Origin of the sequence: Paenibacillus contaminans (assembly GCF_003285015.1) — a bacterium.
Classification (GTDB): Bacteria; Bacillota; Bacilli; order Paenibacillales; family NBRC-103111; genus Paenibacillus_V; species Paenibacillus_V contaminans.
On record NZ_QMFB01000042.1, the window covers coordinates 49,824 to 65,576 of the forward strand.

The 15,753-nt window shown below is 53.7% G+C and carries 13 protein-coding genes and 1 pseudogene; 2 read left to right on the forward strand and 12 right to left on the reverse strand.

The window, feature by feature from the left end:
* Nucleotides 1-184: 184 nt before the first annotated feature.
* The 3 genes from mdh to citZ all read right to left on the reverse strand — a co-directional run bounded on the left by mdh (nt 185) and on the right by citZ (nt 3,668).
* Nucleotides 185-1,126 (reverse strand): malate dehydrogenase, encoded by a 942-nt coding sequence (gene mdh, locus DQG23_RS37560; RefSeq protein ID WP_113036184.1) that lies wholly within the window; start codon nt 1,124-1,126, stop codon nt 185-187.
* Between the two features lie 30 nt (nt 1,127-1,156).
* The gene (icd, locus tag DQG23_RS37565; RefSeq protein WP_113036185.1) at nt 1,157-2,452 is read right to left on the reverse strand and encodes an NADP-dependent isocitrate dehydrogenase; all 1,296 of its coding nucleotides are present in this window, start codon (nt 2,450-2,452) and stop codon (nt 1,157-1,159) included.
* Nucleotides 2,453-2,555: 103 nt separating this feature from the next.
* Nucleotides 2,556-3,668, reverse strand: coding sequence for a citrate synthase (gene citZ / locus DQG23_RS37570; protein ID WP_113036186.1), 1,113 nt, complete (start codon nt 3,666-3,668; stop codon nt 2,556-2,558).
* Between the two features lie 616 nt (nt 3,669-4,284).
* Here citZ and DQG23_RS37575 point away from each other — a divergent pair.
* Nucleotides 4,285-5,823, forward strand: a complete 1,539-nt coding sequence (locus DQG23_RS37575) for a Ppx/GppA phosphatase family protein (RefSeq protein ID WP_113036187.1) — start codon at nt 4,285-4,287, stop codon at nt 5,821-5,823.
* Here DQG23_RS37575 and ppk1 read toward each other — a convergent pair.
* Nucleotides 5,789-7,885: a polyphosphate kinase 1 gene (ppk1, locus tag DQG23_RS37580; RefSeq protein WP_113036188.1), complete on the reverse strand. Its 2,097-nt coding sequence runs from the start codon at nt 7,883-7,885 to the stop codon at nt 5,789-5,791. The two genes, DQG23_RS37575 and ppk1, sit on opposite strands and share 35 nt — an antisense overlap.
* 242 nt (nt 7,886-8,127) lie before the next feature.
* Between ppk1 and ytvI the strand changes: the two genes are divergently transcribed.
* Nucleotides 8,128-9,249 (forward strand): sporulation integral membrane protein YtvI, encoded by a 1,122-nt coding sequence (gene ytvI / locus DQG23_RS37585; RefSeq protein ID WP_113036189.1) that lies wholly within the window; start codon nt 8,128-8,130, stop codon nt 9,247-9,249.
* 91 nt (nt 9,250-9,340) lie between these two features.
* Here the strand turns inward: ytvI and DQG23_RS37590 are convergent, their stop codons facing one another.
* From DQG23_RS37590 to DQG23_RS42420, 8 genes and pseudogenes are all read right to left on the reverse strand, one after another.
* Nucleotides 9,341-9,736: an FxsA family protein gene (locus DQG23_RS37590; protein WP_113036190.1), complete on the reverse strand. Its 396-nt coding sequence runs from the start codon at nt 9,734-9,736 to the stop codon at nt 9,341-9,343.
* 123 nt (nt 9,737-9,859) lie between these two features.
* A complete protein-coding gene (locus DQG23_RS37595; protein WP_113036191.1) occupies nt 9,860-10,363 on the reverse strand; it encodes an acyl-CoA thioesterase in 504 nt (167 codons plus the stop codon).
* A gap of 143 nt (nt 10,364-10,506) precedes the next feature.
* Nucleotides 10,507-12,261, reverse strand: a complete 1,755-nt coding sequence (pyk, locus tag DQG23_RS37600; RefSeq protein ID WP_113036192.1) for a pyruvate kinase — start codon at nt 12,259-12,261, stop codon at nt 10,507-10,509.
* A 136-nt stretch (nt 12,262-12,397) separates the two neighbouring features.
* Complete coding sequence (locus DQG23_RS37605) at nt 12,398-13,360, reverse strand: acetyl-CoA carboxylase carboxyltransferase subunit alpha (RefSeq protein ID WP_113036193.1); 963 nt, start codon at nt 13,358-13,360, stop codon at nt 12,398-12,400.
* The gene (gene accD, locus DQG23_RS37610; RefSeq protein WP_238178225.1) at nt 13,350-14,210 is read right to left on the reverse strand and encodes an acetyl-CoA carboxylase, carboxyltransferase subunit beta; all 861 of its coding nucleotides are present in this window, start codon (nt 14,208-14,210) and stop codon (nt 13,350-13,352) included. Before accD ends, DQG23_RS37605 begins: the two co-directional genes overlap by 11 nt.
* A gap of 89 nt (nt 14,211-14,299) precedes the next feature.
* Complete coding sequence (locus tag DQG23_RS37615; RefSeq protein WP_113036195.1) at nt 14,300-14,488, reverse strand: glutamate decarboxylase; 189 nt, start codon at nt 14,486-14,488, stop codon at nt 14,300-14,302.
* A gap of 111 nt (nt 14,489-14,599) precedes the next feature.
* A complete protein-coding gene (locus DQG23_RS42415; protein ID WP_158560906.1) occupies nt 14,600-14,770 on the reverse strand; it encodes a hypothetical protein in 171 nt (56 codons plus the stop codon).
* Nucleotides 14,771-15,350: 580 nt separating this feature from the next.
* Nucleotides 15,351-15,753, reverse strand: a pseudogene (locus tag DQG23_RS42420) (DNA polymerase III subunit alpha); the annotation flags it as partial.

Below are 15,753 nucleotides of genomic sequence, written 5' to 3' on the forward strand. Positions count from 1 at the left end.
TGGGTATAGGCTTTCAACCGCTCTTGAAATCGTGTTTCTTTGAAATTTATATTCGTTACAAAGCAAATCAGTATTTANATTTATATTCGTTACAAAGCAAATCAGTATTTACATTAATTCAAAAACCCCCGCCAATCAGCCGCATAAGCAGCCGATTGGCGGGGGTTTAAACGTTGCAAACGAATTAGCCGTTTACGATTTTGATTACATTGCGTACGGATTCAGCGGATTTATCCAATCCCGCCTTCTCTTCCGCAGTAAGCTCAAGCTCGTAAATTTTCTCGATACCGTTGCCGCCGAGCAGCGTCGGTACGCCGAGGAACAGGTTGTCGTAGCCGTACTCGCCTTCCAGCAAAGCGATCGAAGGAATGATGCGCTTTTGATCCTTGACGATCGCTTCCGTCATTTGCACGAGCGATGCAGCCGGCGCGTAATACGCGCTGCCGTTGCCGAGCAGGTTGACGATTTCGCCGCCGCCTACGCGGGTGCGTTGTACGATCGCTTCGATGCGGTCAGCCGGGATCAGCTTCTCGATCGGGATGCCGCCTACGTTCGAGTAACGAACGAGCGGAACCATATCGTCGCCGTGGCCGCCGAGCACGAAGCCGCGAACGTCTTTAACGGATACGTTCAGCTCCTGCGCGATGAACGTGCAGTAGCGCGCCGTGTCGAGTACCCCGGATTGACCGATAACGCGGTTTTTCGGAAAACCGAGCGTTTGATAAGCCGCGTAAGTCATGGCGTCAACCGGGTTCGACAGAATGATGACGATAGAGTCAGGGCTAGTCTTTTTCACATTTTCGCAAACCGATTTCACGATGCCGGCGTTCGTATTCACAAGGTCGTCGCGGCTCATACCCGGCTTGCGCGCGATACCTGCCGTGATGATGACGATATCGGAGCTAGCCGTATCGTCATAGTTGGAAGTGCCGACGATGTTGCTGTCGAAGCCTTGAACAGGGCTAGCCTCGAGCATGTCGAGGGCTTTGCCTTTCGTAGGGTTCTCAAGCTGCGGGATATCGAGAAGAACGACGTCACCCAGCTCTTTTTGTGCCAGCATAAGTGCGGTAGTAGCGCCTGTGAAGCCTGCGCCGACAACGGTAATTTTTTTGCGAGTAAGTGCCATGATCTTGCCCCTCCTCTTGGTTAGGTCAAATTACATGTTGCTGATGATTTGGTTCGCGAACTCGGAGCATTTCACTTCGGTTGCGCCTTCCATCAGACGTGCGAAGTCGTAAGTTACCGTTTTGTTGTTGATCGATGTTTCCATGCCTTTGTAGATCAGGTCGGCAGCTTCTTGCCAGCCCAGGTGCTCAAGCATCATAACGCCGGACAGGATAACGGAACCCGGGTTAACGACGTCAAGGTCAGCGTATTTAGGAGCCGTGCCGTGAGTAGCTTCGAAGATCGCATGGCCGGTCAGGTAGTTGATGTTCGCGCCCGGTGCGATACCGATGCCGCCTACTTGCGCAGCCAAAGCGTCGGACAAGTAGTCGCCGTTCAGGTTCAACGTTGCGATTACGTCGAAATCTTTCGGACGAGTCAAAACTTGCTGCAGGGCGATGTCGGCAATCGCGTCTTTTACGATGATTTTGCCTTCCGCTTCGGCAGCTTTTTGTGCGGCGTTCGCAGCGTCCGTGCCTTGCTCCGCTTTGATCGCGTCGTATTGGTTCCAAGTGAATACTTTATCGGAAAATTCGCGCTCTGCAAGCTCATAGCCCCAGTTTTTGAACGCGCCCTCGGTGAATTTCATGATGTTGCCTTTGTGTACGAGCGTTACGCTCTTGCGGTCGTGCTTGATTGCATACTCGATCGCAGCGCGGATCAGACGCTCGGAGCCTTCTTTGGAAACCGGCTTGATGCCGATACCGGAAGTTTCCGGGAAGCGGATCTTTTTAACGCCCATTTCGTTTTGCAGGAATTGAATCATTTTCTTCACTTCTGCAGAACCTTCTGCGTACTCGATGCCGGCATAAATATCTTCCGTGTTTTCGCGGAAAATGACCATGTCGACAAGCTCAGGACGTTTAACCGGGGACGGCACGCCGTTGAAGTAACGAACAGGACGCAAGCAAGTGTACAGGTCAAGCTCTTGGCGAAGCGCAACGTTCAGGGAACGGATACCGCCGCCGATAGGCGTCGTCAAAGGTCCTTTGATCGAAACGATGTATTCGCGCATAGCTGTCAGTGTATCATTAGGCAGCCAGTTGTTGTATGTGTTGAATGCTTTCTCGCCTGCAAACACTTCGTACCAAGCGATTTTTTTCTCGCCGTTATAAGCTTTCTCAACTGCGGCGTCAAGTACGCGTACGGAAGCTTTCCAAATGTCGCGGCCTGTGCCGTCGCCTTCGATAAAAGGAATAATCGGGTTGTTAGGCACCTGAAGCTTGCCGTTCTCGATTGTAATTTTCTCGCCGGAAGCCGGTTGTGCATAAGTTTCAAACTGAGCCATTTAAGAAATCCTCCTGATCATAATTGGTTATGGTCACACAAACATTTCCCACAACATGATGCGATGGCCGCAGCACGCTGTGGGAATTGCTTAAAGCTTGCAATTAGCGCTGGCTAATCGGAACGTAAGCTGCGCTTGCAGGTCCGGTATATTCAGCGCGCGGACGGATCAGACGGTTGTTGTCGTACTGCTCCAAAATATGCGCCGTCCATCCGGATGCACGGCTGATCGCGAAGATCGGCGTGAACAAATCGCGCGGAATGCCCAGCGACGTATAAACGGAAGCGGAGTAGAAGTCGACATTCGGCTTCAATCCTTTTTGTCCTGTGACGAGCTCTTCAATTTTAACGGACATTTCGTACCAGTTCAAGTTGCCCGTAATTTTGCCCAGCTCTTTGGACATCACTTGCAGATGCTTAGCGCGCGGATCGCCGTTTTTGTAAACGCGGTGTCCGAAGCCCATCAGCTTCTCTTTGTTCTCCAGCTTGCGTGCAACGTAGCCTTCGACGTTCTCCATCGTGCCGACTTCTTCCAGCATAGCCATAACCGCTTCGTTCGCTCCGCCGTGCAGAGGTCCTTTGAGAGCGCCGATAGCCGAAGTAACGCCGGAGTAGATGTCGGACAGCGTAGCAACCGTTACGCGAGCCGCGAACGTGGAAGCGTTCAGCTCGTGGTCGGCATGCAGAACAAGTGCTTTGTCCAGCGCTTCTACGGCAATACGCTCAGGCGTTTGGCCGGTAAGCATATAAAGGAAGTTTTCTGCAACCGATACGTCCGCTTTAGGAGCGACCGGCTCTTGGCCTTCGCGGATGCGGGCGTAAGCGGCGATTACAGTCGGGATTTGAGCTTGCAGACGGATCGCTTTGCGAATGTTCGCTTCTTTGCTCATTTCGTTCGCTTCCGCGTCGTACAGCGCAAGCGCGGATACTGCGGAACGGAGCACCGCCATCGAATTCGCATCTTTCGGGAAAAGCTTCAGTTGGTCGATAACCGCGCCGGGAACGGCCGCCGCTTCCCCTAATTGTTGTTGAAGCTGTGCAAGCTCCGTTGCGTTCGGCAGCTTGCCGAACCAGAGCAGATAGGCTACTTCTTCGAACGATGCTTTCTCAGCAAGCTCGTCGATATTGATGCCGCGGTAAGTCAATACGCCGTCGATGATGGAGCTGATCGAGGACGTAGTCGCTACGATTCCTTCCAAACCTTTCGTTGCCGTCATCAGTTTTCTCTCCTTTATAATTGAATGGGGTAGCTAATAAGGAAGTTTTATCATCAAACAATACTTTAATAATAAAGTATTTTGTAGTTGATGTGAACAAAATGAGGCATAAAACTTCATTATCGGCTCTATAAAGATTTTTGTTTATCCGTCCGACAACGCACTTCGCTGCCGTAACTCACTCTTGAAAGTGTTCCTTGTTAGGTGGCATTTATGCGCTTCCGGCAAAGATTTGCGGTGATATTCCTTTATACGGGCTTAACGGCTCCCTTGCGGAAAATCGCGGACGGACAACCTCTGAGAACAGTAACGATATGTAAAAAGTGATAATGATTCTCATGATATTATACTAATTTTAGTTAGCGGCGTAAAGGGAGCAGCCTCTGTAATTGTGTCCAGAACTTGTCCGAAGAGCCTCACCTCCCCATTATCAGGAGAACTTGAACCGGCATCCGAATTGTTTCGTCCTTCCGGTTTGCTCCCCCACCATTCAATGGTAAAATAAGAAGAACCGTAAAATCGACACGGCCCGACATACAAGGATAAACGTCGACCGGCGTCTTTGCCCCGGCGTTTACCGAGATTTAGAGCAAAGCTATTGGGAGGTTGCCTTCGCATGAAATCAGACCGCAAATTCGGCATTATCGATATCGGATCGAACTCGATTCGACTTGTTATTTATGAGGAGACGGACCGCAAGGCTCACCGCGTAGTGGACGAAAGCAAGGAAGCGGCAAGGCTTAGCGAAAAAATAGGCAGCGACGGCATCCTTCCCGAGCAGGAAATGCAGTCGATCGTCGATACGCTCAACCATTTCAAGAAGCTGTGCCAATCCCATCGAACGTCCAAAATACGCGCAGTCGCTACGGCAGCCATTCGCAACGCCAAAAACTCGTCCGAAATCGTAAGTTATTTGGAGCGTTATACGAATCTCCATATCGAGGTGCTGAGCGGCGAGGAAGAAGCAAGGCTCGGCTTCCTCGGCACGATGAACGCGCTCGACGTGCGCGAAGGGTTCGTCGTCGACATCGGCGGCGGCAGCACGGAGATTACCTTGTTCCGCGACCGGCGCATCGTAAACAGCGTCTCGTTCCCGTTCGGCTCCGTCAACACGACGAAGCGCTTCAGCGACAGCGGACATCTGCAGCAGCAGGACATGGAGCGCATCCAATCGCTGGTTAAGGCCGCTCTCGATTGCGAGCCTTGGATTCGCACCGCGGCCGCAGGACTCCCGCTGATCGGGCTTGGCGGCACGATCCGCAGCGCGGCTAAACTGGTTCTCCGGCAAACGAAGCACTCGCTGCCGCTTGCGCATAACTTGGAGCTCGACGGCTCGACCGTCGAACGGCTTATTGCCGAGCTCTCTGCGCTGAGCGTGGAGCAGCGCAAGAAGGTGGACGGCCTGTCCAAAGACCGCGCCGACATTATCGTTCCCGGGCTGCTCATCCTGCAAACCGTCTTCGCCTATACGCGCTGCTCCCGTTTTGTCATAAGCGGTTCGGGGCTAAGGGACGGCATTTTCTACGAAACGGCCTTTCCGAAGCAGCCGATGGTCGATAATGTGCTGGAATACAGCGTAAACAACCTGCTGAGCCTGCACCCGGCCGTTCCGCTCACGCACGTCATCCAAGTAAACAAGCTTGCGCTGGGCTTATTCGACGGACTCCAGGAGCTTCACGGGCTTGACGAGCGAAACCGCTCATACGTGCATGTCGCTTCACTGCTTTACCGGATCGGCATAACCGTCAACTATTACAACTTTGAGAAGCATACGTTCTACCTGATGGCGCATTCGCGTATCGACGGCTTGTCGCACCGTGAAATCGTGCTTTGCGCGCTGATCGCTTCCCACCGGTCGAGAAACCGTACGAGGTACACGTACCAGCAGCACCGCGACCTTCTCAGCGAAGCCGACTGCCAGCTGGCCATCCGTCTAGGTTCGCTCGTTCAGCTGGCTACTGCGCTTGACCGCAGCGAATCGCAGCCGATCGGCCGGATGCAGACGAGCATCGATAAAAAAGCGCTCCAGCTGTCGCTTGTTTGCTCCCACTCTCCTTCCGTCGAGCTGCGGCAAGTCGAAATGCTCGAGCGCGATTTCCGCAAAATATGGGGAATCGGCATTACATGCGAAGAGACGGTTCTTTCCACGACGTAATGCGCATCGCTTCGAATTGGCTGCGGTATTCCTTCTCCCCCGCAGCCACGCGGCGGTAAAGCCCGTTCGACTGCAGCTCCCTCGCCTTGACGTTGTCGTTCAGGCTGATTTGCAAAATGCGGATGACGCTTTGCTGCAGCTGTTCATCCATGACCGGACACATCAGCTCGATCCGCCGCGTGAGGTTGCGCGTCATCCAATCCGCGCTGGACAACCAAACCTCCGGCTGCCCGCCGTTCTCGAAATAAATAATCCTGGAATGCTCGAGAAACCGGTCGACGATGCTGCGAACCGTAATATTCTCGCTAAGTCCCGGAACGCCGGGACGCAGACAGCAGACGCCGCGGATGATCAAGTCGATTTTGACCCCTGCTTGCGAAGCCTCGTACAGCTCATCGACCATTTCCTTGTTCGATAAGGAGTTCAGTTTGGCCACAATGCGGGCCGGGCGGCCTTCCCGCGCATGCTTCGCTTCGCGCCGGATATAGTCGAACAGCCGGTCCTTCATCGTCGTCGGAGCCACCGCGAACGCCTTCAAATGGACGGGGGCCGAATAACCGGTAATCTCATTAAATAATGACGATGCGTCTTCCCCAACCGACTGGCTGGCCGTAAATAAACCGACATCCGTATATAATTTGGCGGAATTTCCATTGTAGTTCCCGGTTCCCACATGGACGTACCTGCGCAGCATATCTTTTTCCTGGCGAACGACAAGCGTTATTTTGGCATGCGTCTTCAAGCCTACAAGCCCGTAAACGACATGACAGCCCGCTTGCTCCAGCTTGCGCGCCCAGGCGATGTTCCGCTCCTCGTCGAAACGCGCCTTCAGCTCGACGAGCACCGTCACTTGCTTGCCCGATTCGGCCGCATCGGCCAGCGCCTCGATCAGCTTCGAATTGCCGCTGACCCGGTAAAGCGTCATTTTGATAGCAAGCACTTGCGGGTCGTTGGCCGCTTCCGTCACGAAATCGTCGACAGCCTCAAATGATTCGTACGGATGGTAAATGAGAACATCCTTGCGCCGCAGCACCGTAAACATGTCTTCTTCGACTTCAAATTCCTCCGGATATACCGGATCGATCTCCGAAAAACGCAAATGACCGTGATTCGGCAGCGCATTTGCCAGCTTCATCAAATAACTGAGATCGATCGGGCCGTCTATTTCAAAAATATGCTCGTTCTCGTTAAACTCAAACTCCTCTTTCAGCATCTCGAGCGCATACGGATGTAATCCCTTCTGCACCTCGAGCCGTACGGGAGCCCCCCAGCGGCGCCTCCTCAGCTCTTTCTCGATCTCCTCCAGCAAATCCTCCGCGCCTTCTTCGTTTAGCGTCAGATCGGCATTACGCGTCAGTCTGAACTCATTGACCGCAAGCGCGTCGTAACCGCTGAATAGCGTACGTATATGCTGTTTGATCAAGTCCTCCAGCAAAATATAGTCCTGCTTCTTGCTGTTCGTTCTTGCCGGCACCGGAATGAGCCTCGATAAATTGGAGGGCACCTGGACGATGGCAAAATACGGTTCGTCCTCCGGATCGTCGCCTTCCTTCAGCAGCACGACCGCAAGATAAAGCGACTGCGTGTGTACGAGCGGAAAAGGCCGGCTCTGGTCGACCGCCATCGGGGTCAACACCGGAAATACGATGTCATGGTAATAAGCATCCATCGCTTTTTTCTGCGTGGCCGTGAGCTCCGCATATTCGCTGAAAACGATGCCTTCCTTGGCAAGCTGCCGCGTAATATCGCGGAACGTCTTGTATTGCTCCGTCACCATACGGAGCGTTCTTTTCATCAAGCGCTTGAGCAGATGCGCCGGCGTAAAGCCGGTAAAATCTTTCTTACCGTAGCCTGCCTTCAATTGGTCCTTAACTCCCGCGACTCTTACGCTCATGAACTCATCCAAATTACTGGAAACGATCGCCAGAAATTTCATTCTTTCGAGCAGGGGCGTCGCCGTATCCTGAGCTTCCTCAAGCACGCGCCAATTGAACTCGATCCAGCTCAAGTCCCGGTTTATGTAATTCGATGCCACATGGTTCGCCGTTTTGGTCACGTCCATTCGTTCCTCCGCAAGTAGACAAATTTCGTTCTCTTTTTACATTGTAAACCGCTTTGCATTCAGCTTTGTCAAGCTTATGTAAACTTATTGTAAATTTTCCGTTAATGTTTGGCTAGTGCCGGTTGTCGCGTTATGCCGCATTTTGGGAAACCGCCTTTGTCATGCTACAATAAAAGGAATACTATAAGGCCGGTTCGTTCCATAAGAAGTCTATTCCGCTTGAAGCCTCGGGAGGGAAGCGTTTGGACAAAACGATTCAAAAACAGCTGCTGCGCGGCCTATGGGTCGCCGTCATTATCGCAGTCGTCTTATCGGCGCTTTACTTGGTGACGCCGTTAGTGTACCCGTTTATTTACGGATGGGTAATCGCCTACTTGCTCAATCCGCTTGTCAACCTGCTTCAGAAGCGCGCCCGCATGCCGAGATGGCTTGCCGTTGTGGTCTCACTGCTCCTTTTCCTGAGCATTACCGTCGGCATCATAACCTTGCTTATCACGAACATCGCTCTGGAGATCGGTCAATTATCCGACCTCTTGCAGAACCAGATCGAGCTTTGGAGAATTCAGCTGCTCGAGTTCGTCAACTCCGACTGGATCCAAGGCATTATTGAGAAGCTGAATACATTCTATGCGGAGAACCCCCAATATCAAAACACGATTAACAACAATTTATCGTCGACCGCCAAAACGCTGGCCAATCTCGGCTCCGCCTTCGTGGGGGGCGTGCTGAACACCGTCTTAAGCTTTATCGCCTCGCTGCCGAGTATGGCGACCATCACGATCATCGCGCTTCTTGCCGCCTTCTTCATCAGCAAAGACTGGCACAAGCTCGTCACCCGCATCTCGGGTTGGTTTCCGGTTTTCGTCAGAACGGCTACCCGGACCATCTGGACCGACCTGCAAAAAGCGCTGTTCGGCTACCTGAGGGCACAGCTTATTCTCATTTCGATCACGGCCGTAGTCGTTATGATCGGCTTGATCATCCTTAATGTGAATTATGCGATAACGATCGGCCTCCTGATCGGACTCGTCGACTTGATGCCTTATTTGGGCGTCGGGGCCGCCATGGTGCCGTGGATTTTAATAACGTTTCTACAAGGGGATGTATATCTCGGCATCGGGCTCAGCATTCTTTACGGCGTCATTCTCGTTTGCAGACAGCTGGTCGAGCCTAAAGTGCTCGCGACAAGCATCGGGCTTGAGCCGCTGCCGCTGTTGATCTCCATGTTCATCGGGCTTAAGCTTTTCGGTGTGCTCGGGCTAATCTACGGCCCCGGCGCGTTGATCATCTTCGGCGCTTTCCAGCGCGCCGGCGTTTTCCGCGACATCTACCGTTATGTCAAAAATGGGCGGGCCGATATTTAGCCTTCATAAATCAAAATTCGCGAAAAACCTCCACTCCGCCGATCTGCGGGATGGAGGTTTTAAACTTGGCTGTAAGAGCGAGCCGAGCCGTTTATCTGCGGAAATACATGATATTGTTCCCTTTGGCCATCTGCTTGCGGATCAGCAGCAGCAACAGCGCTTTGAATACAGGCCGGGTTACCGGGAACACGAGCATGAAGCCGACTATGTCGCTCAAGAAACCCGGAGCCATCAGCAGAATCCCGCCAAGGAAAATGCAAATGCCATCCAATAACGACCCGGCCGGCACTTGTCCGAACGAAATTTGCTGCTGTGCGTCGCGCCACACCTTGCGCCCTTCTCTTTTGGCCAAATAGGCGCCCAAAAATCCTGTAAGCAATAAAAGTCCGAACGTTTGCCAGCCGCCGATCAGTTTGCCCATTTCGAACAGTCCCCATATTTCCAAAGCCGGGACGATAATAAACGCAGCCGCGAGCCATTTCAGCATCGCCGCACCTCCCGCCGAGGTTGCCCTTTCCGCAATGACGCTTCGAAAAACGGCAGCCAAAGACTTTTTTTCTATGTTATACGCAAAAAGACAGCGCTCGTTTCATGCCTTATTTTGGTCGCATCAGCCTTGCTCTTGCAGAAGCTTGTAAAGCTCGGGCGCCGCCTTGTCGATCCGCACCGGCTTCCAGGAGCGGTTTACCCAAACGTGCCGGGTTCCCCCGCTGACGAGCAGTTCCCCTTCCGGTTCGGCATAAGGCCCTCCGTCCGAAGGAGTTCCGATCGGAACGTAAATGGACTGAAGCGTATCCGTGTCTCCCCCTGGAGCCAATCGCCGCACTTCATTGGCAAAATGCAGCTTCAAGCTGCTGAATTCAGAAATTCGCGTGTAAATCGCGATCGTATCGTCATAACGCGCCGGCTGCTTGAAAGCAAGCTCGGCATGCGTAACAGGCAGCAGAAGCCCCTGCGATTCCATCTCGCCGTAGCTCATCCCCATCGTCCGGATCAGCTCCGTTCGCCCCCACTCGAACCAATTCAAATAATTCGTATGATACACGACGCCCATTTGATCGGTTTCCTGGTATCGCACCCGAATGATGTGCCTGTACCATCTTTCTTCGCTCATCGCCCGCCACCTCCGCACAAAAAAAATTGAAACAAAGCCGCCCTTCCAGCGGAACAACCCGCTTTCCGGACGGCTTGGATGCCGCAGCTTGCCGCTAAGATGAAGCCTTAACGCACGCTTACCGACTTTCATGAAACTCGCGATTAAAGCACTTTTGCCTTGCCGGAGTAAATAACGCCGACTTCCGGATAAACCGAAATTTCGCTTCCGTCTTGAATGAGCTCAAGCGCATTGTTCACACCGACGATTACCGGAATGCCCAGCGTCAGGCCGACAACCGCAGCATGGGACGTGATGCCGCCCTGCTCGATAATAATAGCCGATGCCTGCTCGATCGCCGGCATATAATCTTTATCGGTCGTAATCGAAACGAGAATGCAGCCTTTGGACATTTTGGATACGGCCTCATCCGGCGTACGCGCCGTTACGACTCTGCCTGCCGCCATTTGCGTGCCGATCCCTTGCCCTTTGGCGATCATCTCTCCGATTTGATGCACCTTGATCAGGTTCGTCGACCCCGAGCGTCCGACCGGAACGCCCGCCGTGATGACGACAAGATCGCCTAGCGTAATGAGATTATGCTTCATCGACGTATCGACAGCCAGCTCGAACAGCTCGTCCGTCGTTTTGGCTTCTTCGCCGTGGATCGGGATGACGCCCCAGCTCAGGCACAAACGGCGCATCACTTGCGGGTTAGGCGTAACCGCGATAATCGGAGCCTTCGGCCGGTATTTGGATACCATCCGCGCCGTATATCCGCTCTCCGTCGGGGTAATGATCGCTTTCGCGTCAAGATCGAGCGCGGAGTTGGCGACCGATTGGCTGATCGCTTCGGTAACCGTCGTTTGCTGCTCTTTGCTCTGCTTCATAAATATTTCACGGTATTCCAAAGCCGATTCGGCACGCTCCGCAATACGCGCCATCGTCTCGACCGATTCAACCGGGTATTTGCCTGCAGCCGTTTCTCCGGACAGCATGATCGCATCCGTCCCGTCAAATACGGCGTTCGCCACGTCGCTCGCTTCCGCCCGCGTCGGTCTCGGGTTGCGCTGCATCGAATCCAGCATTTGCGTCGCCGTAATAATCGGCTTGCCCGCATAGTTGCACTTGCGGATCATTCTTTTCTGTACGAGAGGCACTTCTTCTGCGGGAATTTCAACGCCGAGATCGCCGCGCGCGACCATCAAGCCGTCGGAAACTTCCAATATTTCATCCAGGTTGTCTACGCCTTCCTGGTTTTCGATTTTGGAAATGATTTGAATATGCGTCGCGCCGTGCTTCTCGAGCAGCTCGCGGATTTCCAGCACGTCGCTCGCTTTACGCACGAACGAAGCTGCGATGAAATCGACGCCTTGCTCGATACCGAACACGATATCGTTCGCATCCTTCTCGGTGATGCCGGGCAGCGATATTTTTACGCCGGGTACGTTGACGCCTTTGCGGCTTTTGATCGGGCCGCCGTTAACGATGCGGCATTCGATTTCCGTACCGCGGATTTCGGTTACCGCCAAACCGATCAGACCGTCGTCGATAAGAATCGTCGAACCGACGTGCACGTCCTTAGGCAGGTTGCGGTACGAAACCGCTATACGATCCTTGTCGCCGACAATATCTTCCGTCGTGAGCACGATACGCTCGTCTTGCACCAACTCGATCGGCTCTTCCTTCAGCTTGCCGGTACGAATTTCAGGTCCCTTGGTGTCGAGTAAAATCGCAACCGTCTTGCCGTGCTCGCTGCAAGCTTGGCGAATGTTCTGAATACGTCTGCCATGCTCCTCGAAATCGCCGTGGGAAAAATTGAGCCTCGCCACATTCATTCCGGCATTAATCAGTTTCTTGAGCATTTCCGGCGATTCGCTCGACGGTCCGATCGTACATACAATTTTGGCTTTGCGCATTGGGTATACCTTCCTTCAATATTTAATCCCCGCAGCATAAACGCGGAGCAATCGACAATGAAATTGACAACGAAGAACCCGGCATTCATCCGGGTCTCGAAAAAAGTTTAGACTAGGAAACGGTCAAGCTTGTGAACTAGGGCGTGTACGTCGTAAACCTGCCGATCGCACGGAACTTCTTATAGCGGTCTTCGCGAAGCTCGTCCGGAGTCATCTCCTGAAGCTCGCGCAAATGCCGCCAGAGCGCCTCGCGAACCGCTTCCGCCTGCTGCTCCGGATTGCGGTGCGCCCCGCCCTTCGGCTCGGGTACGATGTCGTCGATAACGCCGAAGCCTTTCAAATCCTGTGCGGTAATTTTCATCGCTTCCGCAAGCATCGGCGCCTTGCTGGCATCCTTGTACACGATCGCTGCGGCTCCTTCCGGCGATAACACCGAATATACCGCATGCTCCAGCATCAGCACGCGATTGCCGACGCCCAGCGCGAGCGCGCCTCCGCTTCCGCCTTCGCCCGTCACCACACAGATGATCGGCACCCCGAACGATGCCATCTCGCGCAAATTGCGGGCGATCGCTTCCGCTTGGCCGCGTTCCTCGGCCGTAACGCCGGGATAAGCGCCCGTCACGTCGATCAGCGTAATGATCGGTCTTTTGAATTTATTCGCTTGCTGCATAAAACGAAGCGCCTTGCGGTATCCTTCGGGATGCGGCATACCGAAATTGCGGGCGATGTTATCCTTCGTATCGCGTCCCTTTTGATGGCCGATAACCGTGACCGGCAAGCCGTTAAGCTTGGCCAGGCCGCCGACGATCGCCAGGTCGTCCCCGAACATGCGGTCGCCGTGAAGCTCGATGAAATCGGTGAACACCGATCCGATGTAGTCGAGCGACGTCGGACGGCTCGGGGATTTGACGATCTGTATTTTTTGATGTACCGTGAGATTCCCGTATACTTCTTTTTCCAGTTGTTCGTACTTTTCCTCAAGACGGGCAATCTCATCCGTAAAATCGAAGTTTTTATCCGTACCGAATTTGCGCAGTTCGTCGATTTTGGCACGCAGCTCGGCAAGCGGCTGTTCGAAAGGCAGCTTACCTACCATATGCAGCTTCCTCCTTGCTCACGTGCATGTCCATAATTTTGGCCAGCATCGCTTTTAAATCTTTACGGTGCACCACTTTATCAAGCTGTCCGTGCTTCAGATTGCTTTCGGCGCGCTGAAAGTTCTCAGGCACCTTCTGACGGATCGTCTGCTCGATAACCGTCGGTCCGGCAAACCCGATGCGCGTTCCCGGCTCCGCAAGGATGTAATCGCCAAGCATCGCAAAGCTTGCCGTTACGCCGCCGTAGGTAGGATCGGTCAGAACCGAGATGAATAAACCGCCCTGCTCGTGAAACTTGGAAAGCGCGGCGCTCGTCTTAGCCATCTGCATAAGCGAAAAGATACATTCCTGGACGCGCGCTCCGCCCGATGTCGAGAACAGGATGAGCGGGTATTTTTTTTGCGCGGCCGACTCGATGGCGCGTGCGATTTTTTCGCCGACGACGCTACCCAGCGTACCGCCGAAAAATTCGAAGCTCATCACGCCGATCACAACGGGAAAACCTCCGATCGTTCCTTCTCCGGTCACGACCGCATCCTTCAAGCCGGATTTCTCGATCGCGCTTTTGATTTTGTCCGGATACCCCTTATATTCCAGCGGGTCTTCGGAAATCATATCGGAGTCATACTCAAAAAGACGCCCTTCGTCAAGCGTCATCAGAATACGTTCTGCTGCATTAAGCATAAAATGATAGCCGCAAGCCGTGCAAACCTTCAAGCTTTTTTCAAGCTCCGTACTGAACTGGATCGCTCCGCATTTGGGGCATTTGTTAGCTAAACCTTCGGGAACCACATGCTTTGCGGCTGTCGAAGGAATCGTCGCGTATTTACGTTTTTTTTGAAATAACACATTCACACCTCGCTGGCGTTAATAGTCCGGACTTCAGTCCCTTGAGTAAACCCGGAAGGATGGATGAGCCTTAGCAAACGTCAACCGCGTTACCTGTGCAAAATACCGTTAAGCACTTCCTGAACATCTTCCAGTTCGCCCTCGGGCACCAATATTTCAAACTGGTTGTTCGTCACGTTAATCGGACGTACTTGAACCAAAAACCCTTCCTCCGTAAGCTTGGTCTTGATGCGGTCTGCAATTTTGGCAGTCGGCGCAATATAGATGACCGTCCACATTTGCGAATACCCTCCTTAACCGTAAGCTTGATCAATCGCCGCCGAATCGGCTGCGATTGTTTGGCGGTTCGCCCGCAGGCCCGCGTATGTTCGTTCTTCACGGAGGCGTTCTTACGCCTTGTGGCCGCTTGTCCGCCGTTCGACTGCCGCAGCAGGCAGCCCGGGCTTTACGCTGTCCGTCCGGCTCGAACCGGCATAACGGTATCGCGGCGTTTCATAGCCGTATCCGCTCGCTCGCTCGCTTTGAATATCGGACCGGTTCGTAAAACGAATCCGTTCCAAGGTCGTTTCTCCCGCAATGCAACCTCCGGCATACGCATTCCAAGCGTTATGTATCCGATACATAGGAGACGTATACAGACGAATGCCGCTTTGCAGGAAGCCCTAAAACCAAGGATAAACGAGATATGCTTTCTGAATAAAGCAAGGATAACCGGCTGCGCCGTCCTTTAGGAAGAAGTTGCGCGTTTACCTAGACGATTTACGTTTGCCGAAACGATGTACGTTTTTTCTCAGATATGCTTACTGAAATCGTCTAGAAAAACGACTGTCGACTTTCATTCTCAGCCGCACATGAATCGAAGCCGTTTACATGCCGCCTGCGTTCTCTGCAACCGAAACGGAAGCGGAAAACAACAAACAGACAGCTTGTCGTCCTTCAATGTAACGGATGCAGCATGTCCGTTGTCAGATATTATCCCATCAAATATATCACAACTATCCTTTTCACCGCAACAAAGCAAAAACGCCGTAGGAAGGCGCTACGGCGCGTTTGGACAATCTATATCCGTTCATGCATCGCCTGAGACCGATTTGATCCGGTATCAAATACGGATCGGAATAATCGGGGTGATACCGTGCCTCACTTCACCTTTGCCGTCCCTGCGCCGAGCAGTTCTTCGATCCCGCGTATGAGCTCGGGCGAAGGCTTCACCCGGTATGCATCGCTCAGCGCGATCGTCTTCTGGCCGTTCTCGTAGAAGAGAACGACCACAAGCGGCCCGGGATGCTCCGCGAGCAGCGCCTTCAAGCGCGTCAGCGTGCCCGCGTTCTCGACGTGCGCGGCGATCTTGACAAAGACGCGCTGCCGCGCTTGCCGCGAAGCGGCGCCGCCCTGATCCGCCGTGCCGCCGGCGGACTGCCGCGGCTCCGCAGCGCGCACGCGCTGCGCGGCTAAGCCGCCGGCCGGCCGGGCAGAGCCGGCCGTGCCGCCCGCGGCCCGCGCAGGGCCCGCCGCGCCGGCCACGGGCCGCGCCTGGCCGGCT

Excerpts from the sequence above, each read along its gene's own strand:
- citZ (WP_113036186.1), bottom strand. The coding sequence starts at position 3,668 with ATGACGGCAACGAAAGGTTTGGAAGGAATCGTAGCGACTACGTCCTCG.
- DQG23_RS37590 (WP_113036190.1), bottom strand. The coding sequence starts at position 9,736 with ATGCTGAAATGGCTCGCGGCTGCGTTTATTATCGTCCCGGCTTTGGAA.
- icd (WP_113036185.1), bottom strand. The coding sequence starts at position 2,452 with ATGGCTCAGTTTGAAACTTATGCACAACCGGCTTCCGGCGAGAAAATT.
- DQG23_RS37615 (WP_113036195.1), bottom strand. The coding sequence starts at position 14,488 with ATGTGGACGGTCATCTATATTGCGCCGACTGCCAAAATTGCAGACCGC.
- ppk1 (WP_113036188.1), bottom strand. The coding sequence starts at position 7,885 with ATGGACGTGACCAAAACGGCGAACCATGTGGCATCGAATTACATAAAC.
- DQG23_RS37575 (WP_113036187.1), top strand. The coding sequence starts at position 4,285 with ATGAAATCAGACCGCAAATTCGGCATTATCGATATCGGATCGAACTCG.
- mdh (WP_113036184.1), bottom strand. The coding sequence starts at position 1,126 with ATGGCACTTACTCGCAAAAAAATTACCGTTGTCGGCGCAGGCTTCACA.
- DQG23_RS37605 (WP_113036193.1), bottom strand. The coding sequence starts at position 13,360 with ATGGTAGGTAAGCTGCCTTTCGAACAGCCGCTTGCCGAGCTGCGTGCC.
- pyk (WP_113036192.1), bottom strand. The coding sequence starts at position 12,261 with ATGCGCAAAGCCAAAATTGTATGTACGATCGGACCGTCGAGCGAATCG.
- DQG23_RS37595 (WP_113036191.1), bottom strand. The coding sequence starts at position 10,363 with ATGAGCGAAGAAAGATGGTACAGGCACATCATTCGGGTGCGATACCAG.